14 protein-coding genes, 1 pseudogene and 1 riboswitch are annotated in these 21,035 nt (G+C 73.6%); of the genes and pseudogenes, 6 read left to right on the top strand and 9 right to left on the bottom strand.

Annotation, left to right across the window (positions count from 1 at the left end):
- Positions 1 to 78 precede the first annotated feature (78 nt).
- Together ACQEUR_RS03375 and ACQEUR_RS03370 are read left to right on the top strand one after the other, a co-directional pair.
- Positions 79 to 876 carry an ABC transporter ATP-binding protein gene (locus ACQEUR_RS03375; RefSeq protein ID WP_433024969.1) on the top strand — a complete coding sequence of 266 codons (798 nt, stop codon included), beginning with the start codon at positions 79 to 81 and terminating at the stop codon, positions 874 to 876.
- A gap of 102 nt (positions 877 to 978) precedes the next feature.
- On the top strand, positions 979 to 4,092 hold the full coding sequence (locus ACQEUR_RS03370; protein WP_433024966.1) for a hypothetical protein: 3,114 nt from the start codon (positions 979 to 981) through the stop codon (positions 4,090 to 4,092).
- 6 nt (positions 4,093 to 4,098) lie between these two features.
- Here ACQEUR_RS03370 and thiC read toward each other — a convergent pair whose 3' ends face one another.
- From thiC to thiE, 7 genes and pseudogenes are all read right to left on the bottom strand, one after another.
- Positions 4,099 to 5,691 carry a phosphomethylpyrimidine synthase ThiC gene (gene thiC, locus ACQEUR_RS03365; protein WP_433024963.1) on the bottom strand — a complete coding sequence of 531 codons (1,593 nt, stop codon included), beginning with the start codon at positions 5,689 to 5,691 and terminating at the stop codon, positions 4,099 to 4,101.
- Positions 5,692 to 5,711: 20 nt separating this feature from the next.
- Positions 5,712 to 6,530 (bottom strand): bifunctional hydroxymethylpyrimidine kinase/phosphomethylpyrimidine kinase, encoded by an 819-nt coding sequence (thiD, locus tag ACQEUR_RS03360; protein WP_433024960.1) that lies wholly within the window; start codon positions 6,528 to 6,530, stop codon positions 5,712 to 5,714.
- Positions 6,527 to 7,162, bottom strand: coding sequence for a thiamine phosphate synthase (locus ACQEUR_RS03355; protein WP_433024957.1), 636 nt, complete (start codon positions 7,160 to 7,162; stop codon positions 6,527 to 6,529). The genes thiD and ACQEUR_RS03355 overlap by 4 nt, the downstream gene beginning before the upstream one ends.
- Positions 7,163 to 7,179: 17 nt before the next feature.
- Positions 7,180 to 7,977, bottom strand: a complete 798-nt coding sequence (locus ACQEUR_RS03350) for a thiazole synthase (RefSeq protein WP_433024954.1) — start codon at positions 7,975 to 7,977, stop codon at positions 7,180 to 7,182.
- 5 nt (positions 7,978 to 7,982) lie between these two features.
- Positions 7,983 to 8,183, bottom strand: a complete 201-nt coding sequence (gene thiS, locus ACQEUR_RS03345) for a sulfur carrier protein ThiS (RefSeq protein WP_433024951.1) — start codon at positions 8,181 to 8,183, stop codon at positions 7,983 to 7,985.
- The gene (thiO, locus tag ACQEUR_RS03340) at positions 8,174 to 9,316 is read right to left on the bottom strand and encodes a glycine oxidase ThiO (RefSeq protein WP_433024948.1); all 1,143 of its coding nucleotides are present in this window, start codon (positions 9,314 to 9,316) and stop codon (positions 8,174 to 8,176) included. Before thiO ends, thiS begins: the two co-directional genes overlap by 10 nt.
- Positions 9,317 to 9,420: 104 nt before the next feature.
- Positions 9,421 to 10,038: pseudogene (gene thiE / locus ACQEUR_RS03335) on the bottom strand (thiamine phosphate synthase); the annotation flags it as partial.
- Positions 10,033 to 10,143, bottom strand: a riboswitch (TPP riboswitch). It overlaps the preceding pseudogene by 6 nt.
- Positions 10,144 to 10,486: 343 nt before the next feature.
- Here thiE and ACQEUR_RS03330 point away from each other — a divergent pair.
- The 3 genes from ACQEUR_RS03330 to ACQEUR_RS03320 all read left to right on the top strand — a co-directional run bounded on the left by ACQEUR_RS03330 (position 10,487) and on the right by ACQEUR_RS03320 (position 17,729).
- The gene (locus ACQEUR_RS03330; RefSeq protein WP_433024945.1) at positions 10,487 to 16,342 is read left to right on the top strand and encodes a ThuA domain-containing protein; all 5,856 of its coding nucleotides are present in this window, start codon (positions 10,487 to 10,489) and stop codon (positions 16,340 to 16,342) included.
- Between the two features lie 97 nt (positions 16,343 to 16,439).
- Positions 16,440 to 16,991: a hypothetical protein gene (locus tag ACQEUR_RS03325; protein ID WP_433024942.1), complete on the top strand. Its 552-nt coding sequence runs from the start codon at positions 16,440 to 16,442 to the stop codon at positions 16,989 to 16,991.
- Positions 16,992 to 17,090: 99 nt separating this feature from the next.
- Positions 17,091 to 17,729: a hypothetical protein gene (locus ACQEUR_RS03320; RefSeq protein ID WP_433024939.1), complete on the top strand. Its 639-nt coding sequence runs from the start codon at positions 17,091 to 17,093 to the stop codon at positions 17,727 to 17,729.
- 24 nt (positions 17,730 to 17,753) lie between these two features.
- Here ACQEUR_RS03320 and ACQEUR_RS03315 read toward each other — a convergent pair whose 3' ends face one another.
- Positions 17,754 to 18,668, bottom strand: a complete 915-nt coding sequence (locus ACQEUR_RS03315) for a bacteriocin fulvocin C-related protein (protein ID WP_433024936.1) — start codon at positions 18,666 to 18,668, stop codon at positions 17,754 to 17,756.
- 131 nt (positions 18,669 to 18,799) lie between these two features.
- Complete coding sequence (locus ACQEUR_RS03310) at positions 18,800 to 19,744, bottom strand: aldo/keto reductase (RefSeq protein ID WP_433025930.1); 945 nt, start codon at positions 19,742 to 19,744, stop codon at positions 18,800 to 18,802.
- Between the two features lie 296 nt (positions 19,745 to 20,040).
- Here ACQEUR_RS03310 and ACQEUR_RS03305 point away from each other — a divergent pair, with 296 nt between their 5' ends.
- On the top strand, positions 20,041 to 21,027 hold the full coding sequence (locus ACQEUR_RS03305) for a glycosyltransferase family 2 protein (RefSeq protein WP_433024933.1): 987 nt from the start codon (positions 20,041 to 20,043) through the stop codon (positions 21,025 to 21,027).
- Positions 21,028 to 21,035: the final 8 nt, after the last annotated feature.

Below are 21,035 nucleotides of genomic sequence, written 5' to 3'. Positions count from 1 at the left end.
GGCCAGGCCATCGGGCCGCCCCGATCCCGCACACCTCGCCCGAACCGCCCGGCGACAATCGCATCGAAGGAACGTGACATGATCGAAATGACCGGACTCTCCCGAACATTCAGCGGCCGTACCGGCCCGGTCGAGGCGCTGCGCAACATCGAGTTGAACGTCGAGGACCGGGAGTTCGTGGCGATCATCGGCCGCTCCGGGTGCGGCAAGTCGACCCTGTTGCGGCTGGTGGCCGGCCTGATCCCGGCAACGTCCGGCCGGGTCGCCATCGACGGGGAACCGGTGACCCGGCCGCGCCGGGACATCTCGATGATGTTCCAGCGCCCGGCCCTGCTGCCCTGGCGGTCGGTGCTGGACAACGTACTCCTGCCGGTGGAGATCTTCGGGTGGAAGCGGGCACAGCACCGCAGCCGGGCCCAGGAGCTGCTGGAGATCGTGGGCCTGACCGGGTTCGAGAAGCAGCTGCCGCACGAGCTCTCCGGCGGCATGCAGCAGCGGGTCGCGCTCTGCCGGGCGCTGATCCAGCAGCCGAAGGTCCTGCTCATGGACGAGCCCTTCTCCGCGCTGGACGCGCTCACCCGGGAGGAGCTGGCCGTCGAGTTGCAGCGCATCCACATGGAGCTGGGCACCACGATCCTCTTCGTCACCCACTCGATCCAGGAGGCCGTGCTGCTGGCCGACCGGGTCGCGGTGCTCAGCGCGCGACCGGGCCGGATGCGCAAGCTGGTGACCGTCGACATCCCCCGGCCGCGCTCGTTCGGACACAACGCGCACCTGGAGGAGGTCGCGGTCTGCTCCGCCGAGCTGCACGAGCTGCTGATGAACACCGACGAGACGCGGGCGCAACCGGCCGAGCCGGCGCCGACGGCCGGCTGAGCACGGATCCGATGCCCGGCAGAGCGTGTTCGGGGGCCTCCCGAGGCGTACGGGGTGGGCCGCGGGTGGCGGCCGGGGCAGCCGCGTCGTAACCTGCCCCGCGTGACCTTCCACTCCTGGAGCAGGAGGCTGCTCGCCGCGGCCGGCCTCGGCCTGCTGACCGGCGCGGGCCAGTTGGGCCTCGCGTACGGCCTCGGTCTCCTACGCTTCGGGCGCGCCTCAGCCGCGTCCGCCGAAAGCCAGTGGGCCGCCCAGTTGGCCTGGCTGGGCTGGTTCGCCATGGTCGCCACGGTGGCCGGCGCGGTGGTCGCGGAGCGGCTGGCCTGCCGGTACGGCCCCCGGCCGCCGCTGGCCACCCGGGCCGCCCTCGCCGCCTCGGCCGCCCTCGGCGCACTCGTCGTCGCGCCGTTGGCCATGCGGCCGGCCGGTACCGCCGAGGTCGACGGGGTCGCCCCGGTGCCGACGATCAGCGTCGTCGTGCTGATCGGGGCGGTGGTCGGGCTGCTCGCCGCCGTGGCGGTGCTCAGCCAGCGGCCGCTGGGCTGGAACGTCGCCGCGCTGGTCGGCGCCGTCTGGTTCCTCGCCCTGGTCTCCGTGCTGTCGTCGCTCGGCTCCAGCGACCCGCTGCCCGCGGTGCGCCTCGGCGTACCCGATCCGACCTGGCTGGCCGGAGACACCGCGCAGCGCCTGGCCGTGGTCACCATGCCGGCGCTCGCGCTGGTCGCCGGTGCCGCCACCGGAGCCCTGGCCCGCTGGCTCGACCGGTCGGTCCCGGTGGTCGCCGCGTCGGGGCTCGTCGGGCCCGCGATGCTCGCGGTGGCCTATCTCGTCGCCGGCCCGGCCGGCTCGGTCGACCAGTACCAGGTGGCGCCGTACTGGGGTGCGTTGATCGCGGTCGCCGCCGGTGCCCTCGGTTCGGTGCTGGCCGCGCTGGCCCGCTGGCCCCTGACGGGGAACCGCGGCACCCCGTCCGGCCCGGCCGGCGGCGCCGACCCCGCGGCGACGACCCTCATCCACCCGCCGGTACGGGACGCCGTGAGCCCGGACGCCGACCCGAGCGCCTCGACCTCGCGCGCCTCGACCGTCTACGCCTCGAACGCCTACGCGGCGAACCCGCACACCTCGGCGCTGGAGGCCGAGAGCCGACGCCTCGACGGGCAGGTGCTCACCGCACCGGCTGTGCCGGCCTCCCGTACCTCGACCGAGCGGTTCGCCGACGTCGACCCGGCCGCGCGTACCCAGGAATTCACCCGCAGCGCCGAACTCGGGGGCACCGGGCGGTTCGTCCTGGCCGGGCAGCAGGGGTCGGACCCGCGCCCGGGATTCGCGGAACGCCAGCCCGTGGCCCGGCACCGCGCCGCCGAGGACGACCGACCGGCCGAGCCGCCCGTCCCGCCGGAGCGGCCGGCCGCGCCCCGACCGACCGTTCCGGCCGGTTTCGGCGTCCCGGCCGCACCGCCGGCTCGGGTCGAGCGGTCGGCCCCCGCCGTACCGCCGGCTCCCCCCGTCCGCCCCGCGCCGGACGTGCCGCCGGCCTCCGTCGAGCCCTCGATTCCGGTCGAGCGGCCGGCTGCCGTGGAAGATTCGACCGCTCCCGAACCTCCGACCGCTCCCGAACCTCCGGTCGTACCTGAGCCTCCGGTTGTCGTCGAGCGTCCGGCGTCCGGCGAGCGTCCCGCGCCCATCGAGCCTCCGGCGCCCGTCGAGCCTCCGGCGTCCCTCGATCGCCCGGCGTCCCTCGATCGCCCGGCGTCCCTCGATCGCCCGGCGTCCCTCGATCGCCCGGCGTCCGTCGATCGCCCGGCGCCGGCCGGGGCGGCGGACGAGCCCGCGCGGGCCGACGCCGGGACCGGGGCCGCTTCCGCCTCGCCCGAGATGCCGGCCTGGCGGCCCACCACCGCCGACTTCTGGCCGACGGTCGTCAACCCACCGGTCGCCGAGCTACCCGGCACCGATGCCCCGCTGCGCGACGCACCGACGGCAGAGCCACCAGCCACCGCCGGGGCACCGCCGGCCGGCACCGAGCGTCCCGCCAGCACCCCGCCAGCCAGCACCCCGCCAGCCAGCACCCCGCTGGCCAGCGGTGAGCGACCGACCAGCGTCGACCGGCCGGCCAACGTCGAGCGTCCCGCCAGCACCCCGCCCGCCAGCGTCGAGCGACCCGCCAGCGTCGAGCGACCGACGAGCGCGCCACCGGCCAGCACCGAGCGAACCACCGGCACCACGCCGGCCAGCGTCGATCGGCCGGCGGGCGCCGAACCGGCCGCCACTGCGCCCGTCGTCCCGGCGGCACCGGCTCCGTACGTCCTGCCCACGGTGCCGCCGGTGACCCGGCCGGCACCGGTCGCCGAGCCACCGACCCTGCCCAACCTGAACATCGCCGGGCTGACCGACCCGCCGGGAACCCCGCTCTCCTCGACCGAATCCCGCTGGATGGACCAACGCTGGAACGCGTTCGTGCCGGCCGGCCCGGACGAGGCCGAGCGGACCGAGGCCGCGCGAAGGAAGACCGGGCCGGACGACAACGGCGCCCGTACCAACGTCGAGCAGTCCGGACGGGACGACGCGACGGGGGCCACCACCGCGGCCGGCCGCGCCGGGGAGACCGGCACCGCAACGACGGGACCGGTGTCCGGCGGCGACGACGCCGGCGGCGGCGCCCAACCGGACGGCACCGGACCGGACGGAACTGCGGCGGAGGGTCCGACCTGGACCGGCGTCGCGGCGGGCGGAGCCGACACCGGGTACGTCGCCGGCGGGATCGCCGGCACCCGGCGCGGCGAGGACGTCGGGACCACCGTGATCCGCAGGGGCCCGGCCGAGACCGGCACGCCCGAGAGCGGGACCGCCGAGACCAGCACACCCGAGGCCAGCACACCCGAGACCGGCGGGCCCGAGAGCGGTACGGACGAGAGCAGCAGCACCGCCGAGACCGGCGAGTCGGAGCCCACGGGCAAGCTCGGTCGGGTCCGGCGTGGCCTGTTCCGGCGGAACCGCTCCGACCGGGGCGCGGAGCCGGCCGGGGAGACCGAGAAGGAGCCGGCCGCACCCCCACAGCGGGAGCCGAAGGGGCGCGGCCGGGCCGAGGAACCGTTGCCGGCGCACGACGAGGAGTACGTCGACTGGGTGAGCGGGCTGAGTGCGCCCGACCCCGAGGAGGACCCGGGTGACGGCGGACGGCGTAGTCTGCGGCCGCCCGACCGTGACCCCGAGTGAGCCGGTTCAGGCCAGCGGCAGGTAGACCTTGCCGCCCGAGTCCACGAACTCGGTCGACTTCTCCCGCATCCCCTTAGCCGCGTACTCCTTGAGTTCCTGCGTGATCTTCATGGAGCAGAACTTCGGCCCGCACATGGAGCAGAAGTGCGCCGTCTTGGCCGGGCTGGCCGGCAGCGTCGCGTCGTGGTACGCGCGGGCGGTCTCCGGATCGAGCGAGAGGTTGAACTGGTCCTCCCAGCGGAACTCGAACCGCGCCTTGGAGAGCGCGTCGTCCCACGCCTGGGCCCCGGGGTGCCCCTTGGCCAGGTCCGCCGCGTGCGCCGCGATCTTGTACGCGATCACACCCGCCTTGACGTCGTCCCGGTCGGGCAGGCCGAGGTGCTCCTTCGGGGTGACGTAGCAGAGCATCGCGGTGCCGAACATCCCGATCATCGCCGCCCCGATCGCCGAGGTGATGTGGTCGTACGCCGGGGCGATGTCCGTGGTGAGCGGGCCGAGCGTGTAGAACGGCGCCTCGTGGCACAGCTCCTGCTGGAGGTCGACGTTCTCCTTGATCTTGTGCATCGGCACGTGGCCGGGTCCCTCGATCATCACCTGTACGTCGTGTTCCCAGGCCACCGAGGTCAGCTCGCCGAGCGTACGCAGCTCCGCGAACTGCGCCTCGTCGTTGGCGTCCGCGATCGACCCCGGACGCAGCCCGTCGCCGAGGGAGAACGTGACGTCGTACCGGGCGAGGATCTCGCAGAGCTCCGCGAAGTTGGTGTAGAGGAAGTTCTCCTCGTGGTGGGCCAGGCACCAGGCGGCCATGATGGAGCCGCCCCGGGAGACGATGCCGGTGACCCGGTTCACCGCCAGCGGCACGTACGCCAGCCGGACCCCGGCGTGCACCGTCATGTAGTCCACGCCCTGCTCGGCCTGCTCGATGACGGTTTCCCGGAACACCTCCCAGCTCAGCTGCACCGGGTCGCCGCCGACCTTCTCCAGTGCCTGGTAGATCGGCACCGTACCGATCGGGACCGGCGCGTTGCGGACGATCGCCTCCCGGGTCTCGTGGATGCGCTTGCCGGTGGAGAGGTCCATCACCGTGTCGGCACCCCAGCGGGTCGCCCAGGTCAGCTTCTCCACCTCCTCGGCGATCGACGAGGTGACGGCGGAGGTACCGATGTTGGCGTTCACCTTCACCAGGAACGCCTTGCCGATGATCGCCGGCTCGCACTCCGGGTGGTTGACGTTGAGCGGCAGCACCGCCCGGCCGGCGGCGATCTCGTCCCGGACCAGTTCGGCCGGCACCTGCTCGCGGAGGGCGACGAACTGCATCTCCGGGGTGATCACACCGGCCCGGGCATAGGCCAGCTGGGTGGGCCGCCGGCCGTCGGCGCCGGCCAGCGGGGTGCCCGCGCCGCGCACCGGGGCCACGTCGCCCCGCTCGGCGATCCACGGACCGCGCAGCGCGGGCAGGCCGACCTCGGGGTCGCTGCCCGGTCCCGAGGTGTCGTAGAGCCGCAGCGGTGGTTCCGCCCCGCTCAGCTCGACCTCTGCGAACGGCACCCGGATGTCCGGCCGTGGCCCTTCCACGTACACCTTGCGACGAGCCTCCATCAGACAACCTCCTGGGTGAGTCAGCTGGACCAACCGAAGTGGTCCAGCGGTCCGTGACCGCCGCCCAACTGCCACGCGCGTGCCCCGAGCAGCGCGCGGGCGACGTACTCCTTGGCGAACCGCACCGCGTCCGGTACCGCGTCGCCGAGCGCGAGCCGACCGGCGATCGCGGCCGAGAACGAGCATCCGGTGCCGTGCGTGTTGCGGGTGTCGAACCACGGTCCGGGCAGCAGCCGTACCTCGCCGCCGCCGCAGAGCGCGTCGACGGCACCGCCCCCGCCCGCCGGCCCTTCCCCGCCCGGGTCGGCACCGTCGGCGTCGCCGCCGGTCACCACCACGTACTCGGGGCCGCCGGCGGCGAGTTCGGTGGCCGCCTTCGCCATCTCGTCCGGCGTCGACACCCGCCAGCCGAGGATCGCCGAGGCCTCGGCCCGGTTCGGCGTCGCCACCACGGCGTACGGCAGGAGCCGCTCGACGGCCCCGACCACGCCCAGCCGGTGCCCGCTGGTCGAGACGAGCACCGGGTCGACCACCAGGTTCGGCAGCAGGCCGGCCCGGGCGGCGGCGGCCACCGCGTCCGCGACCGCCGCGCCGCCGAGCATGCCGGTCTTGACCGCGAGCGGCGGCAGGTCGTCGACCAGGGCGGCGATCTGCTCGGTCACCATCTCGGCCGGTACCGGGTGGACCCCGCGTACGGCGCGGGTGTTCTGCGCGGTGATCGCGGTGATCACCGAGGTGCCGTGGAGCCGCAGCGCGGCGAAGACCTTCAGGTCGGCCTGGATCCCCGCTCCTCCGCCGGAATCGGAGCCGGCGACCGTCAGCACGACCGGCGGCGTCACCGGTCCCACCGCCCGGCCGCCGCCTCGACCGTCGCCGCCGCGCAGAGCGCGCGGACCGTGGCGGCCGGATCGGCGGCCCGCATGACCGCGCCCATCACCGCCACCCCGACCGCGCCGGCGTTGACGCAGGCCCGGACCTGCTCGGGCGTGCCGATCCCGCCGAGGGCGAGCACCGGCACCGGGCTGCGGGCGACCAGCCGGGCCAGTCCGACGGGGTACAGCGGTGGCCCGTACCCGGGCTTGGACGGGGTCGGGAAGACCGGCGAGAGCGTCACGTAGTCCTCTGTGGAAATCCGCGCCAGCTCGTGCGGGTCGTGGCAGGAGCGGCCGACCAGCGGCAGCGCCGGCGGTGGGTACGGGCCGGCGGCGGCGAGGTGCACCGCGTAGCCGCCCAGCGGGTCTCCTCCGGCGACGAGCAGGGTGCCGCCGACCGGGGCGAGGACCGCCCGGAGTCGACCGGCGAGATCCAGCCGCTCCTCGCGGGGCAGGTCCCGTTCCCGCAGCAGCACCCGGCGCGCACCGCCGTCGACCGCCGCCCGGACCACGTCGACCAGGGGCCGGGCGCTCTGCCTGCGGTCGGTGACCACCACCACCCCGCGCGGCACGCCGTCGGCCGGTACCGGCGTGTCCACGTTCGGACCGGGCCGGCTCACAGGTCCGGCCGCCCCTCGTCCGGGGTGGACGCCAGCGCGTGGAAGCGTCGGGGTATCCGCCCGGCACCGGCGGCCAACCGGCCCGCCTCGACGGCGTGCCGCATCGCCGCCGCCATCCGGGTCGGGTCGGCGGCCCGGGTCACCGCGCTGGCCACCAGCACGGCGTCGCAGCCGAGCTCCATCGCCAGGGTGGCATCGGAGGCGGTGCCGATCCCCGCGTCGAGGATCACCGGCACCTCGACGTTCTGCCGCAGCAGCCGCAGGTTGTGCGGGTTGCCGATGCCGAGTCCGGAGCCGATCGGGGCACCGGCCGGCATCACCGCCGCGCAGCCGGCGTCGGCGAGCCGCCGGGCCAGCACCGGGTCGTCGGTCGTGTACGGCAGCACGGTGAACCCGTCCGCGACCAGCCGCTCGGCGGCGGCGACCAGCTCGACCGCGTCGGGCAGCAGGGTGCGCTCGTCGCCGATCACCTCCAGCTTCACCCAGGGGGTGTCGAACGCCTCCCGGGCCAGGTGCGCCACCGTGACCGCCTCCGCGGCGGTACGGCAGCCGGCGGTGTTCGGCAGCAGCCGTACGCCGCACCGGGTGAGTACGTCCAGCAGGCCGCCGCCCATGGTGGCGGTGCTGTCGATCCGGCGCAGTGCGACGGTGACCAGCTCGGTGCCGCTGGCCCGGATCGCCTGCTCCAGCGCGTACGGGCTGCTCGCCCCGCCGGTGCCGAGGATCAGCCGGGAGGTGAACCTCTCGCCGCCGAGCAGGAGGTCCGCATCGGTCTCCGCGAGTTGGACCGGCATCCCGGTCACCCGCCCTGGGCCGCGGTCAGCACCTCGACCCGGTCCCCGTCCCGGAGCAGCCGGGCCGGCCAGCCGCCCCGCGGCACCACCTCGCCGTTCACCGCGACCGCCACGCCGCGGTGCGCTCCGGAGACCCGGTCCACCAGGTCCGCCACGGTCAGTTCGCCGGGCAGCCGCTGCCCGACCCCGTTCACGGTCAGCTCCACCGTGTCCTCCCCACCCTGGTTGGTCCGTTGTCCATTCCTGCCCCGCCCGCCGCCGGGCGGGCGAACCGGCCCGGGGAGAACGGCGCGATCGCCGGATCCGGCGACCCGGTCGCCAGCAGCTCGGCGATCAGGTCGGCGGTGACCGGGGTCAGCACGATGCCGTGCCGGTAGTGCCCGGTCGCCACGACCACCTCCGGCCGGTCGGGCAGCGCGCCGAGCAGCGGCGCGTTGTCCGGGGTGCCGGGGCGCAGCCCGGCCCGGGCCTCCACCAGCTCGTACTCGGCGATCTCCGGGAGCAGGTCGGTCGCGGCGCGGAGCAGTTCCAGTACCGCCCCGCCGGTGACGCGGAGGTCGCCGCGCTCCTCGACGGTGGCGCCGAGCACCACCTCGCCGTCGGCCCGGGGCACCAGGTAGACGCCCCGGCCGTCGGCGTGGCCCCGGATCACGTGCCGAAAGCCGGGCGGGGCGCCGCCGGGCGCCCGCAGCCGGAGGATCTGTCCCTTCACCGGGCGGACCGGCAGGCCGGTCAGGGCCGCCGTACCGCAGCCGGCCGCGACCACCGTGGCGCCCGGGTCCAGCTCGGAGAGCCGGCGGACCGGGCGGGGCACCAGCGTCACCCCGGCCCGCTCGGCCGCGACCCGCAGCGCGGCCACCAACCGGCGCGGGTCGACCTGGTGGTCGCCGGGGGCGAGCGCGCCGCCGCGCAGCCGGGGCGCCAGCAACGGTTCGCGGGCCCGCAGCTCCGCCGGCCGCAGCGCGGTGACCGGCAGTCCGAGTTCCCGCTGGTACGTCCAGAGCCGCTCCGCCTCGGCCAGGTCGTCGCCGGTGAGCGCGACCGTGAGCGTCCCCTCGGTGCGGTAGCCCAGGTCGAGGCCGGTGCACTCGGCCAGCTCGGCGGCGAAGGCCGGCCAGCGGGCCGCCGATTCGGCGAGCAGTCCGGTCAGTGCCCGCTCGCCGAAGTGCGCCTCGGCGACCGGGGCGAGCATCCCGGCCGCCACGTCGGAGGCGCCGGAGCCGGGCTCCGGGTCGTACACGGTGACCCGCATCCCCCGGGCGGCGCAGCGCCAGGCGGTGGCCAGGCCGATGGGGCCGGCGCCCACCACCGTCACGTCCGGGCGACCGGCGCCTAGCATCCCGCCGCTCCGGCCGCTCGCCCGCCGACCCGCCGGTCCGGTTCACCGGCCCGCCCGGTCGTCCAGGGGCCGGTCCGGCCGGCCGGGGCGGTGGACGGGTCGCGCAGTGCGGCGAGGAGTTCGGCGGTGGCCCGGGCCGGATCGGCGGCCCCGGCGACCGCCGCGACCACGGCCACCCCGTACGCGCCGGCGGCGAGCAGCGCGGGGACCCGCCCGGCGGTGACGCCACCGATCGCGATCACGGGTACGGGCACCGCGTCGGCCACCCGCCGGACGCCCTCGGCACCGATCGGCTCGGGCAGACCGTCCTTGGTGGAGGTGGCGTGGCACGGGCCGACGCCGAGGTAGCTGGCTCCGGCCGCGACCGCCGCCGTGCCCGTCGCCGGATCCCGGGCGGTGGCGCCGAGCACCGCCGCCGGGCCGAGCACCCGGCGGGCGGCGTCCACCGGGAGGTCCCGGGCGCCGACGTGTGCGCCCGCCGCACCGACCGCCAGGGCGACGTGCAACCGGTCGTTGACCAGGCAGGACGCCCCGACGGCGGCGCATCGCGCGCCTATCGCGCGGGCCAGCTCGTACGCCGTCCGGTCGTCGGTGTCGTCCTCGACCCGGACCTGCACGACGAGTTCGGGGCCGGCGACCGAGAGGGCCGCCTCGACCACCGCGAGCGGGTCACGCCCGGGGCGGGCGTCGGTGATGAGGTGAAGTCGTCCGAGAGATGGCACGGCAACGCTCCTCCCTGCGCCGGCATTACCCGGATCAGGTTCGACGGTCGGGGGCTGCGTAGCCCCCCTCTCAGCCCGGTCCACCGGGCTCCCGTGGGTTACTTGTCGGCGACTGTACGCGGCCTGTGACGGCGCCGTAAAGAGCCGTGACGCATCGCACAGCGTCAACGTCCGACCACGGAACGGCAATCCGTGGGCTCCCACGTGGTCACCGGCGGAATGTCTGTCCTATCCGGATCGGTCCGCCGTGTTACGGAACCGTTACCTGAATTAACCTCGTCGTCGTATTCCGGCCGGCCCGGCAGCGGCCCTAATTTGTTCAACGACAAGACAGAATTCTGCGGTCGTGGCCTCGGCGGGTCACGACCGTTCCCCCGCACCCCGAGACGGCTCTTCGGCGAACCGACCCGGGATCCCCGCTGTCCTCACCGGACGAAGGAGATCCTTCGTGTCCAGTTATCGCCGCTTCCGCGGCCTTTCCCCGCACCGCCGCCCCGGCGGCAGACTCACCCGTAACCTGCTCAGCGCGGCCGCGGCCGTAGCCCTCAGCACGACCGCGCTGGTCGCCACCCCCCACCCCGCCTCGGCGGCGCCGGCCGGCCCGCTCGGGCAGGCACCCGCGCAGGTCCAGGCGGATCCGTTCGCCGTGCTGGTCTTCTCCAAGACGGCCGGCTTCCGGCACGACTCCATCCCGGCCGGCATCGCCGCGATCCAGAAACTCGGCGCGGAGAACGGTTTCACCGTGGACGCCACCGAGGACGCGGCGACGTTCACCGACGCCAACCTCGGCAGGTACCAGGCCGTCATCTGGCTCTCCACCACCGGCGACGTACTCGACTCCGACCAGCAGGCGGCGTTCGAGCGCTACGTACAGGCCGGCGGCGGATACGTCGGCGTGCACGCCGCCTCGGACACCGAGTACGACTGGCCCTGGTACGGCGACCTGGTCGGGGCGTACTTCGCCTCGCACCCGGCGAACCAGCAGGCCACGGTCAAGGTCGAGGACCACGCGCACCCGTCCACCGAGGGGCTGCCGGACGAGTGGTCCCGGTACGACGAGTGGTACAACTTCCGGGAGAACCCGCGCGCCGACGTACACGTGCTGGCGTCGCTGGACGAGACCAGCTACGCCCCCGGCGCGGGCGCGATGGGCCACGACCACCCGTTCGCCTGGTGCCAGGACTACGACGGCGGCCGGGCCTGGTACACGGCGGGTGGGCACACCCAGCAGTCGTACGCGGAGCCCGAGTTCCTGACCCACCTGCTCGGCGGCATCCAGACCGCGGCCGGTGCGGTGGAGGCGGACTGCTCCGCCTCGCTGACCAGCAGCTTCGAGAAGATCACGCTGGACAGCAACACCAACAACCCGATGGAGCTGGACATCGCCGAGGACGGGCGGGTCTTCTACGTCGAGCGGGACGGTCGGGTCCAGATCATCAAGCCGGACACCGGCACCACCGTCACCGCCGGCGACCTCGACGTCTTCACCGGCAACGAGGACGGGTTGATCGGGATCCGGCTCGACCCGGACTTCGCCACCAACAACTGGGTGTATCTCTACTACGCCCCGAACGGCGGCGGCCCGCGCAACCAGCTCTCCCGGTTCACGGTCACCGGCGACACCCTCGACCTGGCCAGCGAGAAGGTGGTGCTCCAGGTCGACACCCAGCGCAACACCTGCTGCCACGCGGGCGGCAGCATGACCTTCGACAGCGCCGGCAACCTCTACCTGGTCACCGGTGACAACACCAACCCGTTCGAGTCGAACTCGTTCACCCCGATCGACGAGCGTCCGGGCCGGCAGGACTTCGACGCCCAGCGCAGCTCGGCCAACACCAACGACCTGCGCGGCAAGGTGCTCCGGATCCACCCGGAGGACGACGGCGGCTACACCGTGCCGGAGGGCAACCTCTTCGCCCCGGGCACCGCGAAGACCCGGCCGGAGATCTACGCGATGGGCTTCCGGAACCCGTTCCGGATCGGCATCGACCCCAAGACGAACACCCTGTACGTCGCCGACTACGGCCCGGACGCCGGAGCGGCGAACCCGACCCGCGGCCCGGAGGGGACCGTCGAGTGGAACATCGTCGGGCAGCCCGGCAACTACGGCTGGCCGTACTGCCACGGCGCGAACTACGCGTACAACGACTACCCGTTCCCGTCCGGGCCGAGCGGGGCGAAGTTCGACTGCGCCGCGCCGGTGAACAACTCGCCGAACAACACCGGGCTGACCGACCTGCCGCCGGCCATCCCGGCGACCGTCGACTACGACTACAGCGGCAACCCGCTGTTTCCGGAGATCGGCGGCGGCGGTGCCCCGATGGGCGGGCCGGTCTACCGGTACGACCCGGAGAACCCGTCCGAGCGCAAGTGGCCGGCGTACTACGACGGCAAGGCCATGTTCGGCGAGTGGAACCAGAGCAAGATGTACGCGTTCCAGGTCTCCGGGGACGGCACGTCGCTGGTGGACATCAACCAGCTGCTCGCCGGGATGACCTTCATCCGGCCGATGGACTTCGAGTTCGGCCCGGACGGCGCGCTGTACCTGATCGAGTGGGGCAGCGGCTTCGGCGGCAACAACGACAACTCGGGGATCTACCGGATCGAGTACATCGCCGGTGACCGGGCGCCGATCGCCCAGGCGAGCGCAGACCCGACCTCCGGGGCGTCCCCGCTGACCGTGGCGTTCTCCAGCGAGGGCTCCCGGGACCCGGACGGCGGCCCGATCACGTACGCCTGGACCTTCGGCGACGGCGGCACCTCGACCGAGCCGAACCCGACGCACACCTACAGCGCGCCGGGCAACTACACCGCCCAGCTCACCGTCACGGGCGACACCGGCCGGACCGCGGTGGCGAACGTGCCGGTGACCGTCGGCAACACCGCCCCGACCGTGACCATCGAGTTCCCGCCGCAGGGCGGGTTCTTCGACTGGGGCGACCAGGTGAAGTACACCGTCACGGTGACCGACCCGGAGGACGGGACGATCGACTGCGACCGGGTGAAGTTGCAGTACTTCCTCGGCCACGACGAGCACGCCCACCCGATGGGCGAGCAGTTCGGCTGCGAGGGCGTGGTGCAGACCTCGCTGGCCGCCAGCCACGGCGCCGACGCCAACGTGTTCGCGGTCCTGGAGGCCACCTACACCGACGGCGGCGGGGCCGGCGGCTCCAACGCGCTGACCGGCCGGGCGATCGAGCAGCTCCAGCCGAAGCGGAAGCAGGCGGAGTACTTCGCCGGCACCGGGCGGGCGCCGGACGGCGTCGGCACCGGTGACCCGGGCGTGCAGACCCAGGCCACCACCGACGTCGAGGGCGGCTTCGAGAACATCGGGTTCATCGAGGACGGCGACTACTGGACCTTCGACCCGACCAACCTGACCGGCATCACCGGGTTCCGGTTCCGGGCCTCCTCGGCCGGCGGCGGCGCCCGGATCGAGGTACGCGCCGGTGCGGTCGACGGGCCGGTGCTGGCCACCGCCACCGTGCCGGACACCGGCGGCTGGCAGACCTTCACCAACGCCACGGCGGAGCTGGCCGAATTGAGCACCGCGAGCGGTGCTCTGTACTTCGTGGCGCGCAACCCGGTCGGTGCCACCGGCACCGGCGCGATCCTCAACGTCAACTGGGTCGACTTCCTCGGCCGGGGCGTCACCGAGAACGCCCCGCCGACGGTGACCGCCACCGCCACCCCGACCACCGGCACCGTGCCGGTCGCGGTGAGCTTCGACGGCACCGCCACCGACGCCGAGGGCGATACCCCGCTGACGTACTCCTGGGACTTCGGTGACGGTGGGACGGCGAGCAGCCTGGACGCCAACCACACGTACACCGGCCCGGGGACGTTCACCGCGACCCTGACCGTGACCGACGCGCGCGGCGCCCAGTCGTCCGCGTACGTCACGGTGAAGGTGGAGGCACCCAACACCTCCTGCTTCGGGGCCCGCTCGGACGACTTCACCGGCACCGCGCTGGACAGGGCGCGGTGGTCGACGGTGGTCCGGGAGAACCAGCTCTACTCGGTGCGGGACGGCGCCCTGGTCCTGCCCACCGGGGTCGGCGACCTCTACGGCACCCGCAACGACGCCACCAACGTCGTGCTGCAACCGGCGCCGGACGGCAGTTGGCAGGCCACCACCAGGGTGAGCCTGGCGGCGACCGTGGACTACCAGCAGGCCGGCCTGATCGTGTACGGCGACGACGACAACTACGCCAAGCTGGACCTGCTGTACGGCGGCAGCGCTCGGGTCGAGTTCATCCGGGAGACCGCCGGCACCCCGCGCAACGAGGCGGGCGACTCGACGGCCGCACCGGCCGGTGACTCGATTTACCTGCGGCTGACCAGCGACGGCAGCAACCTGACCGCCGCGTACTCGACCGACGGGACCACCTTCACCCCGGTCGGGCGGTCGGCCGCGCTGGCCGGCATCGACGAGCCGAAGGTGGGGCTCTTCGCCCTGAACGGCGGCTCCACCGCCCCGGTGGTCGACGCCGCGTTCGACTGGTTCCAGATCACGCCGGACTCCCCGGCCGGACCGGTCACCCCGTCCGACGAGTTCACCGGTGACGCGCTGGACAAGTGCCGGTGGGACGGGATCGTCCGGGAGGACCCGACCGGTTACCGGGTCGCGGACGGCGCGCTGCACGTCGACGTGCCGAACGGCGACATCTACACCGGCAACAACACCGGGCCGACGAACTTCGTCCTCCAGTCCGCCCCGGAAGGCGACTGGACGATCCAGACGAAGGTCGACGGCAGCCGGCTGGACGAGCAGTACCAGCAGGCCGGGCTCATCGTGTACGGCGACGACGACAACTACCTGAAGTTGGACTTCATCGCCGACAACGTGGTGGGCCAGCCGGTGACCCGGCGGATCGAGTTCCGCAGCGAGATCGCCGCCGTGGTGCAGGATCCGCAGCCCCAGGTGGTCGACCTCACCGAGTCGGTGTGGCACCTGCGGCTGGCCAGGGCCGGCGACACGTACACCGCGGCGTACTCGGCCGACGGGACGACCTGGACGGAGTTTGAGCCGCTGACCAACGCCGCGCTGGGTGCCACCCCGCGCGTCGGCCTGTTCAGCCTCGGCGCCGCCCAGACCGCCTCGAAGACGGTCTCGTTCGACTACTTCCGGCTCAGCACGGAGACCGTCGACGAGGTCGCTCCGGTGACCGCCGCCACCGTGTCGGGGACCCCGACCGCCGGCTGGCACACCGGTCCGGTGACGGTGACCCTCGCCGCCACCGACAACACCGGCGGCAGCGGGGTGGCCGGCACGGAATACCAGCTGGACGGTGCGACGGCCTGGACGGCGTACACCGGGCCGGTGGCGGTCAGCGGGGACGGCACCCACGAGGTGCGGTTCCGCTCGACCGACGGGGCGGGCAACGTCGAGCAGACGAAGTCCGTCGAGGTGAAGATCGACGCCACCGCGCCGGTCAGCACCGCCTCGTTCGCGCCGCCGACCGACGACGGCTGGCACAGCGGCACCATCCCGGTGACGCTGGCCTCGACCGACGCCGGGTCCGGGGTCGCCAGGCTGGAGTGGTCGCTCGACGGCGGCGCCTGGACGGCGTACACCGAGCCGGTGAACGTGACCGGGGACGGGCAGCACGAGTTGCTCTACCGGGCCACCGACGCCGCCGGCAACGCCGAGACGCTCAAGTCGGCGATCGTGAAGATCGACGGGGTGAAGCCGACCGTGCTGGTCTCCGGACTGGCCGACGGGCAGCTCTACGGCGACAGCCAGGATGTCCGGGTCTCCTTCACGGCGGTCGACCCGACCTCCGGGATCAAGGCAACCGTGGGCACCCTGGACGGCCGGTCGTACCAGTCGAACACCCTGCAGGCGATGTACGAGCTGCCGCTCGGCCTGCACGAGCTGACCGTGACCGCGACGGACCGGGCCGGCAACACGACGACCTCGGCCGTCCGGTTCTTCGTCACCACCTCGTTCCGGGACATGCAGTCGCTGCTGGACCGGTTCACGGCGACGGGTCGGCTGTCGACGAAGGCGCACAGGCAGTTGTCGAACAAGCTCGACGCGGTCCGCGCGTCGGAGGCGGCCGGCGACGACCGGCGCGCGGTGCAGCAGTTGGCCGCGTTCAAGGCGCTCGCCGCCGACACCGCCCTGGTCACCGAGGCGGAGGTCCGGGACGTACTGGTCCGGGACGCCGACGCGATGACCGTGCGGCTCGGCGGCACCGCCAGCGCCACCGGGGTCCGGGCCAACGACGGCAAGCCGGTGCAGGGCACCGGCCGGCTGGTCGAGGACCCGACCCGGGTGAAGCGGGGCGGGAAGCTGTAGTTCGGGTAACCAGGTAACGGCAACGCGGGGGCGGTCACCGGCCGGTGGCCGCCCCCGCACACGTCCGGCGGCGCTCCGCCGGGAAGGAGCACCCCCGATGCGACTCTTGACGCGGTCACCCCGGCGCGGGCCCGGCGCCCGGACGCTCGTACCCCTGCTCGTCGCCCTGGCGCTGGCCGTCGGCCTGGCGCCGGCGGCGCCGGCCGCCGCGCACGGCACCAAGATCAAGCTCGCGGTGGCCGGCGACGGCGCCACCGGGGTGACCGTGCAAGCCAGCTACGCCGACGGCCACCCGCTGGACACCGGCGCCCGGCTGGTGGTGACCGCCACCGCCGACGGCGGCCGGACCGTCGGCCCGCTCCAGCTCGACCCGGCCGGCGAGGGCCGGGGCTTCTACAGCACCGGCCCGGTCCTCACCCCGGGCCGCTGGCAGGTCACGGTCGCCGCGCCGAAGCCGACCGCCGCCGAGGTACGCGTCGTCGTGGAGGCCCGCGCCGCGCAGGCCGCCCCGCCGCCCGCGCCGGTCGCCGCCGAACCGCCGGCGACGAGCTCCACCCGCTGGCTCTGGTGGCTGGCCGGGGCCGCGCTGGCGCTCGCCGCCGCGACCACGCTCGGCGCCCTGCTGGTACGCGCCCGCCGCCGCACCTGAGCCTCGCCGACCCGCCCACCGGTCCGGGAAAACCCCGGCGGCCGATTCCGGGTTTCCTCCGATGGCCTCTCCCCGGCGGACGCTGTGACCATCGGACGCATGGTGAAGCGCTGGCGTCAGTTGACGGTGTGGCTGCACATCCTGACGTCGGTCGGCTGGATGGCGCAGGCCATGACGCTGTGCGTACTCCTCGCCGTCGGTCTGGCCGCGGACGAGCTTCCCGTCCGCGACGCCGCGACCTCCATGGCGCACGCCGTCGACGGTCGCCTGGTCGGGCCGATGGCCGACGCGTCGGCGTTCACCGGCATCATGCTCGCGGCCGCCACCCCGTGGGGTTTCTTCCGGCACTGGTGGGTGCTGATCAAGTTCACGGTCACCCTCGTCCAGCTCTATCTCGGGATCTTCCTGCTCTCGCCGGCGCTCACCGACTCCGTGACCATCGGGCCCTCGCTGACGCAGGTGGTCGGGACGGCGCTGATGGCGAGTGCGATCGCATTCCAGGGCTGGTTGTCCGTGGCGAAGCCGTGGGGCACGGTGCGCGGACGCCGGCGCACCCCGGCGGGCACCGGGCCGCGCTGGGTCTTCGTGGCCGCTGTCCTGGGTGGCCTCGCCGACCTGGCACTCGCCCTCGTCATCGGCCACCCGCTGCCGCTGCTGTCCCTGATGCTGCTCGCCGTCGGCCTGCTGCGCCGACCGCGCTGGGCCGGTAGCCGCCGGACGAGACCGGCCGGGGTGTGACCTCGTTGCCACGCGCGGGCCGGGTCAGCCCCCACAGCCACCGACGCACGGCTGCTGGTAGAACCATCCGCACCCGGAGGGCGTGGGGTCGCAGGGCACCGAGTTCCCGCAGGAGCTGCACGGGGTGAGGTCGGGGTTGCAGTCACAGGTGTACGGGATCCGCCCGCTCGCCGCCTCTGCCGGGCCGAGCGTGCCAAAGGCCGCGACCGCCTCGTGGCGGCCGAGGGTGGCGACCGCCGCCTCGCGGAGCTCGTCGAGCAGCGTGGTCGCGGCGCCGGCGGACGCCCCGACGATCACCGGTACGGCTCGGGCGGTCCGGTCGAACAGCGCCCACTCGGTCGCGGTCGGCTGCTCGCGCGCGAGCCGGTACCGCCGGAGATGCTCCAGCCACAGGTCTGCCCTGACCCGCGGGGGCAGGCGGTCGTAGACGGCCCGGCGCTGCACCATCGGCAACGCGGTCACCTCCCGGTAGCCGGTGGGCAGCGGGCGCAGTCCGGCCGCCCACTCCCGCGCCTCGGCGGCCGTCATCCGGCGGCCCGGTGCGGCCATCGCCGGTCCGGCGAGCCCGCCGGAGACGACGAACGCGCCGAACGCCACGGCGGGCACCGCCGTGAGGAAGCGGCGCCGGCCGCCGTGGACGATCACGTCGGCCCGGTTCAGCGCGCGTACCACCGCCAGCGAGCGGGACGGGCCGAGCAGGCGGGCCAGCCGCATCGACAGTCCCAGCCCGGTCCACGCCCGCACCCGGTCGCCGTCCACCTTCAGCAGGGTCGGCGCGAACGGAGGGTTGTCGCCCAGCGCCTGCCTGCGCAGCGTACGGACCCGTTCCTCGCCGAGACCGACCACGGTCAATCGGTCGCTCACCACCGCGCCGATCCGGTCGATCACGTCACTGCACGATCCACAACCTGCGTCGAACGCCAACAGCCACTCGGACATGACCACTCCAACAGTGTGGGTACCAACGGGACTGACGGCGGGAACGCTATTCCGGTGTCCTTTCAGCGCCCTGTCATCGCCCTCTCAGCGCCCTGCCACCCGCGGGTGGAGACCGCGCGATCAGGCAGTTGTCAGAGGAGGGCGCGCAGGGCCTCGACATCTGCCGGCGAGGGCCGCCACCCGCCCGCGTTCGCGTTGGCGCGTACCTGCTCGGGGGTGGTCGCGCCGGCGATCACCGAGGTCACCGCCGGCTGGGCGGCCAGCCCGCCGATCGCCACGTCCAGCATGCCGAGCCCGCGCTCGGCGGCGTACCGCTCGATCGCCTCGATCCGGTCCCACGGTGCGGCGGCGAGCCGCTGCGCGTACCGGCCGCCGCCGGCGAGCCGACTGCCCTGCGGCGGCGTGGCGCCCCGCTGGTACTTGCCGGTGAGCAGCCCGTTGGCGAGCGGGAAGTACGGCAGCACGCCGAGGCCGAAGCGCCGCGCCGCCGGCACCACCTCGGTCTCGGCGTCCCGGTGCAGCAGGCTGTACTGGTTCTGCGCGCTGACGAACGGCGCCCAGCCCCGGGTCCGCGCCGTCCAGGCCGCGTCGGCGATCTGCCAGCCGGCGAAGTTGGAGTTGCCGAGGTAGCGGACCTTCCCGGCCCGGACCAGGTCGTCGAGGGCGCTCAGGGTCTCCTCGATCGGCGTACCCGGGTCCGGCTGGTGCAGCTGGTAGAGGTCGATGTGGTCGGTGCCCAACCGGCGCAGCGACGCCTCCACCGCCCGCGCCACGTACCGGCGGGCGCCCCGGGCGCCGTGGTCCGGCCCGTTCATCCCGGACATGTCCATGCCGAACTTCGTCGCCAGCACCACGTCGTCGCGCCGACCGCGCAGCGCCGCGCCGAGCTGTTCCTCGGAGGCACCGTGCGGCTCGCCGTAGATGTCGGCGGTGTCGAAGAGGGTGATACCCGCCTCCAGTGCGGCGTCGACCACCGCCCGGGTGCCGTCGAGGTCGAGCTTGCGGCCGAAGTTGTTGCAGCCGATCCCCACCACGGACACCACGAGCCCGGAGTCACCCAACCGGCGATAGGTCATCTCAGTCACCTGATCAACTCTAGGCCGCCGGGCCGGTCCGGCGGTGCCGGATCGGCCGCCTCCCCGTCCCGTCCGGCCGCCCGCCTTCGATCCGCTCCTTTCGGGCCGCACCCGAAAACAATTCACCACCATTCGTGAAATTGATTCCACGAAATTGGCTCCGCCATAACCGAACGAATGGCCGGCGGGTCGCTTGCAAAGCGGGAGAGCTGCTATATCGTGGGCACGAATCGGCGACCGGTGCGCCTTTCGCGCCGTTGATGGTCGCCGCGCGACTCTCGGAGGCGTGGGTTCACATGGCGGTGACCGGCCGATTCGACCGATCCGGCGCGGACGTGCCGTTCGTCCCCGCACAGGTCTCCCGAGAAAACGGCACGCCGACAGACGTGACGATCGTGCTGCCCTGTTTCAACGAGCAGGACCACGTACTCACCGAAATCGACCGGATCAGCGCGGCGATGGACGCCAGCGGCTACCGGTACGAACTGCTCGCCATCGACGACGCGTCGACCGACGGCACCCTGGAACTCCTGCGGCAGGCCGAGGCCCGCTCTCCGCAGCTGCGGGTGCTCGCCTTCCACCGCAACGGCGGCTCCGGCACCGCCCGGCGGATCGGCACCGAACAGGCCCGCGGCGAGATCGTGGTCTGGACGGACGCCGACATGAGCTATCCGAACGAGCGGATCCCCGAGTTCGTCCGGCTGCTCCGGCAGGACCACCGCATCGACCAGGTGGTCGGGGCGCGGACCAGCGAGCAGGGTACGCACAAGTTCCTCCGGGTGCCCGCGAAGTGGCTCATCCGCAAGATCGCCGAGCGGTTGAGCGGTACCCGCATCCCCGACCTGAACTCGGGCCTGCGGGCGTTCCGCCGGGACGTCTCACTGCCCTACCTGCGACTGCTTCCGCCCGGTTTCTCCTGCGTCACCACCATCACCATGGCGTTCCTGCACAACCAGCACGACGTGCACTACCTGCCGATCGACTACGCGCGCCGGTCCGGCTCGTCGAAGTTCCACTTCCTCCGCGACGCGTACCGGTACATCCTCCAGGTGCTCCGCATGGTGATGTACTTCAACCCGCTCAAGGTGCTGATGCCGCCGTCGCTGGTGATGGTGTTCCTCGGCTCGGGAAAAGTGGTCTACGACGTAGTGGCGCATCCGGTCCGGATAGCGACCAACACCGTGCTTCTGCTCTGCGCCGGTCTGATCATCGGAGCGGTCGCGCTGCTCGCCGACCTGATCGTCCGGTCCCGGATGGACTGGCCGCCGGCGAACCGTTCCTGAGGACGTTC

Source organism: Plantactinospora sp. CA-290183, from assembly GCF_050936375.1.
Classification (GTDB): Bacteria; Actinomycetota; Actinomycetes; order Mycobacteriales; family Micromonosporaceae; genus Plantactinospora.
This window is presented reverse-complemented; position numbering and strand designations above follow the sequence as displayed.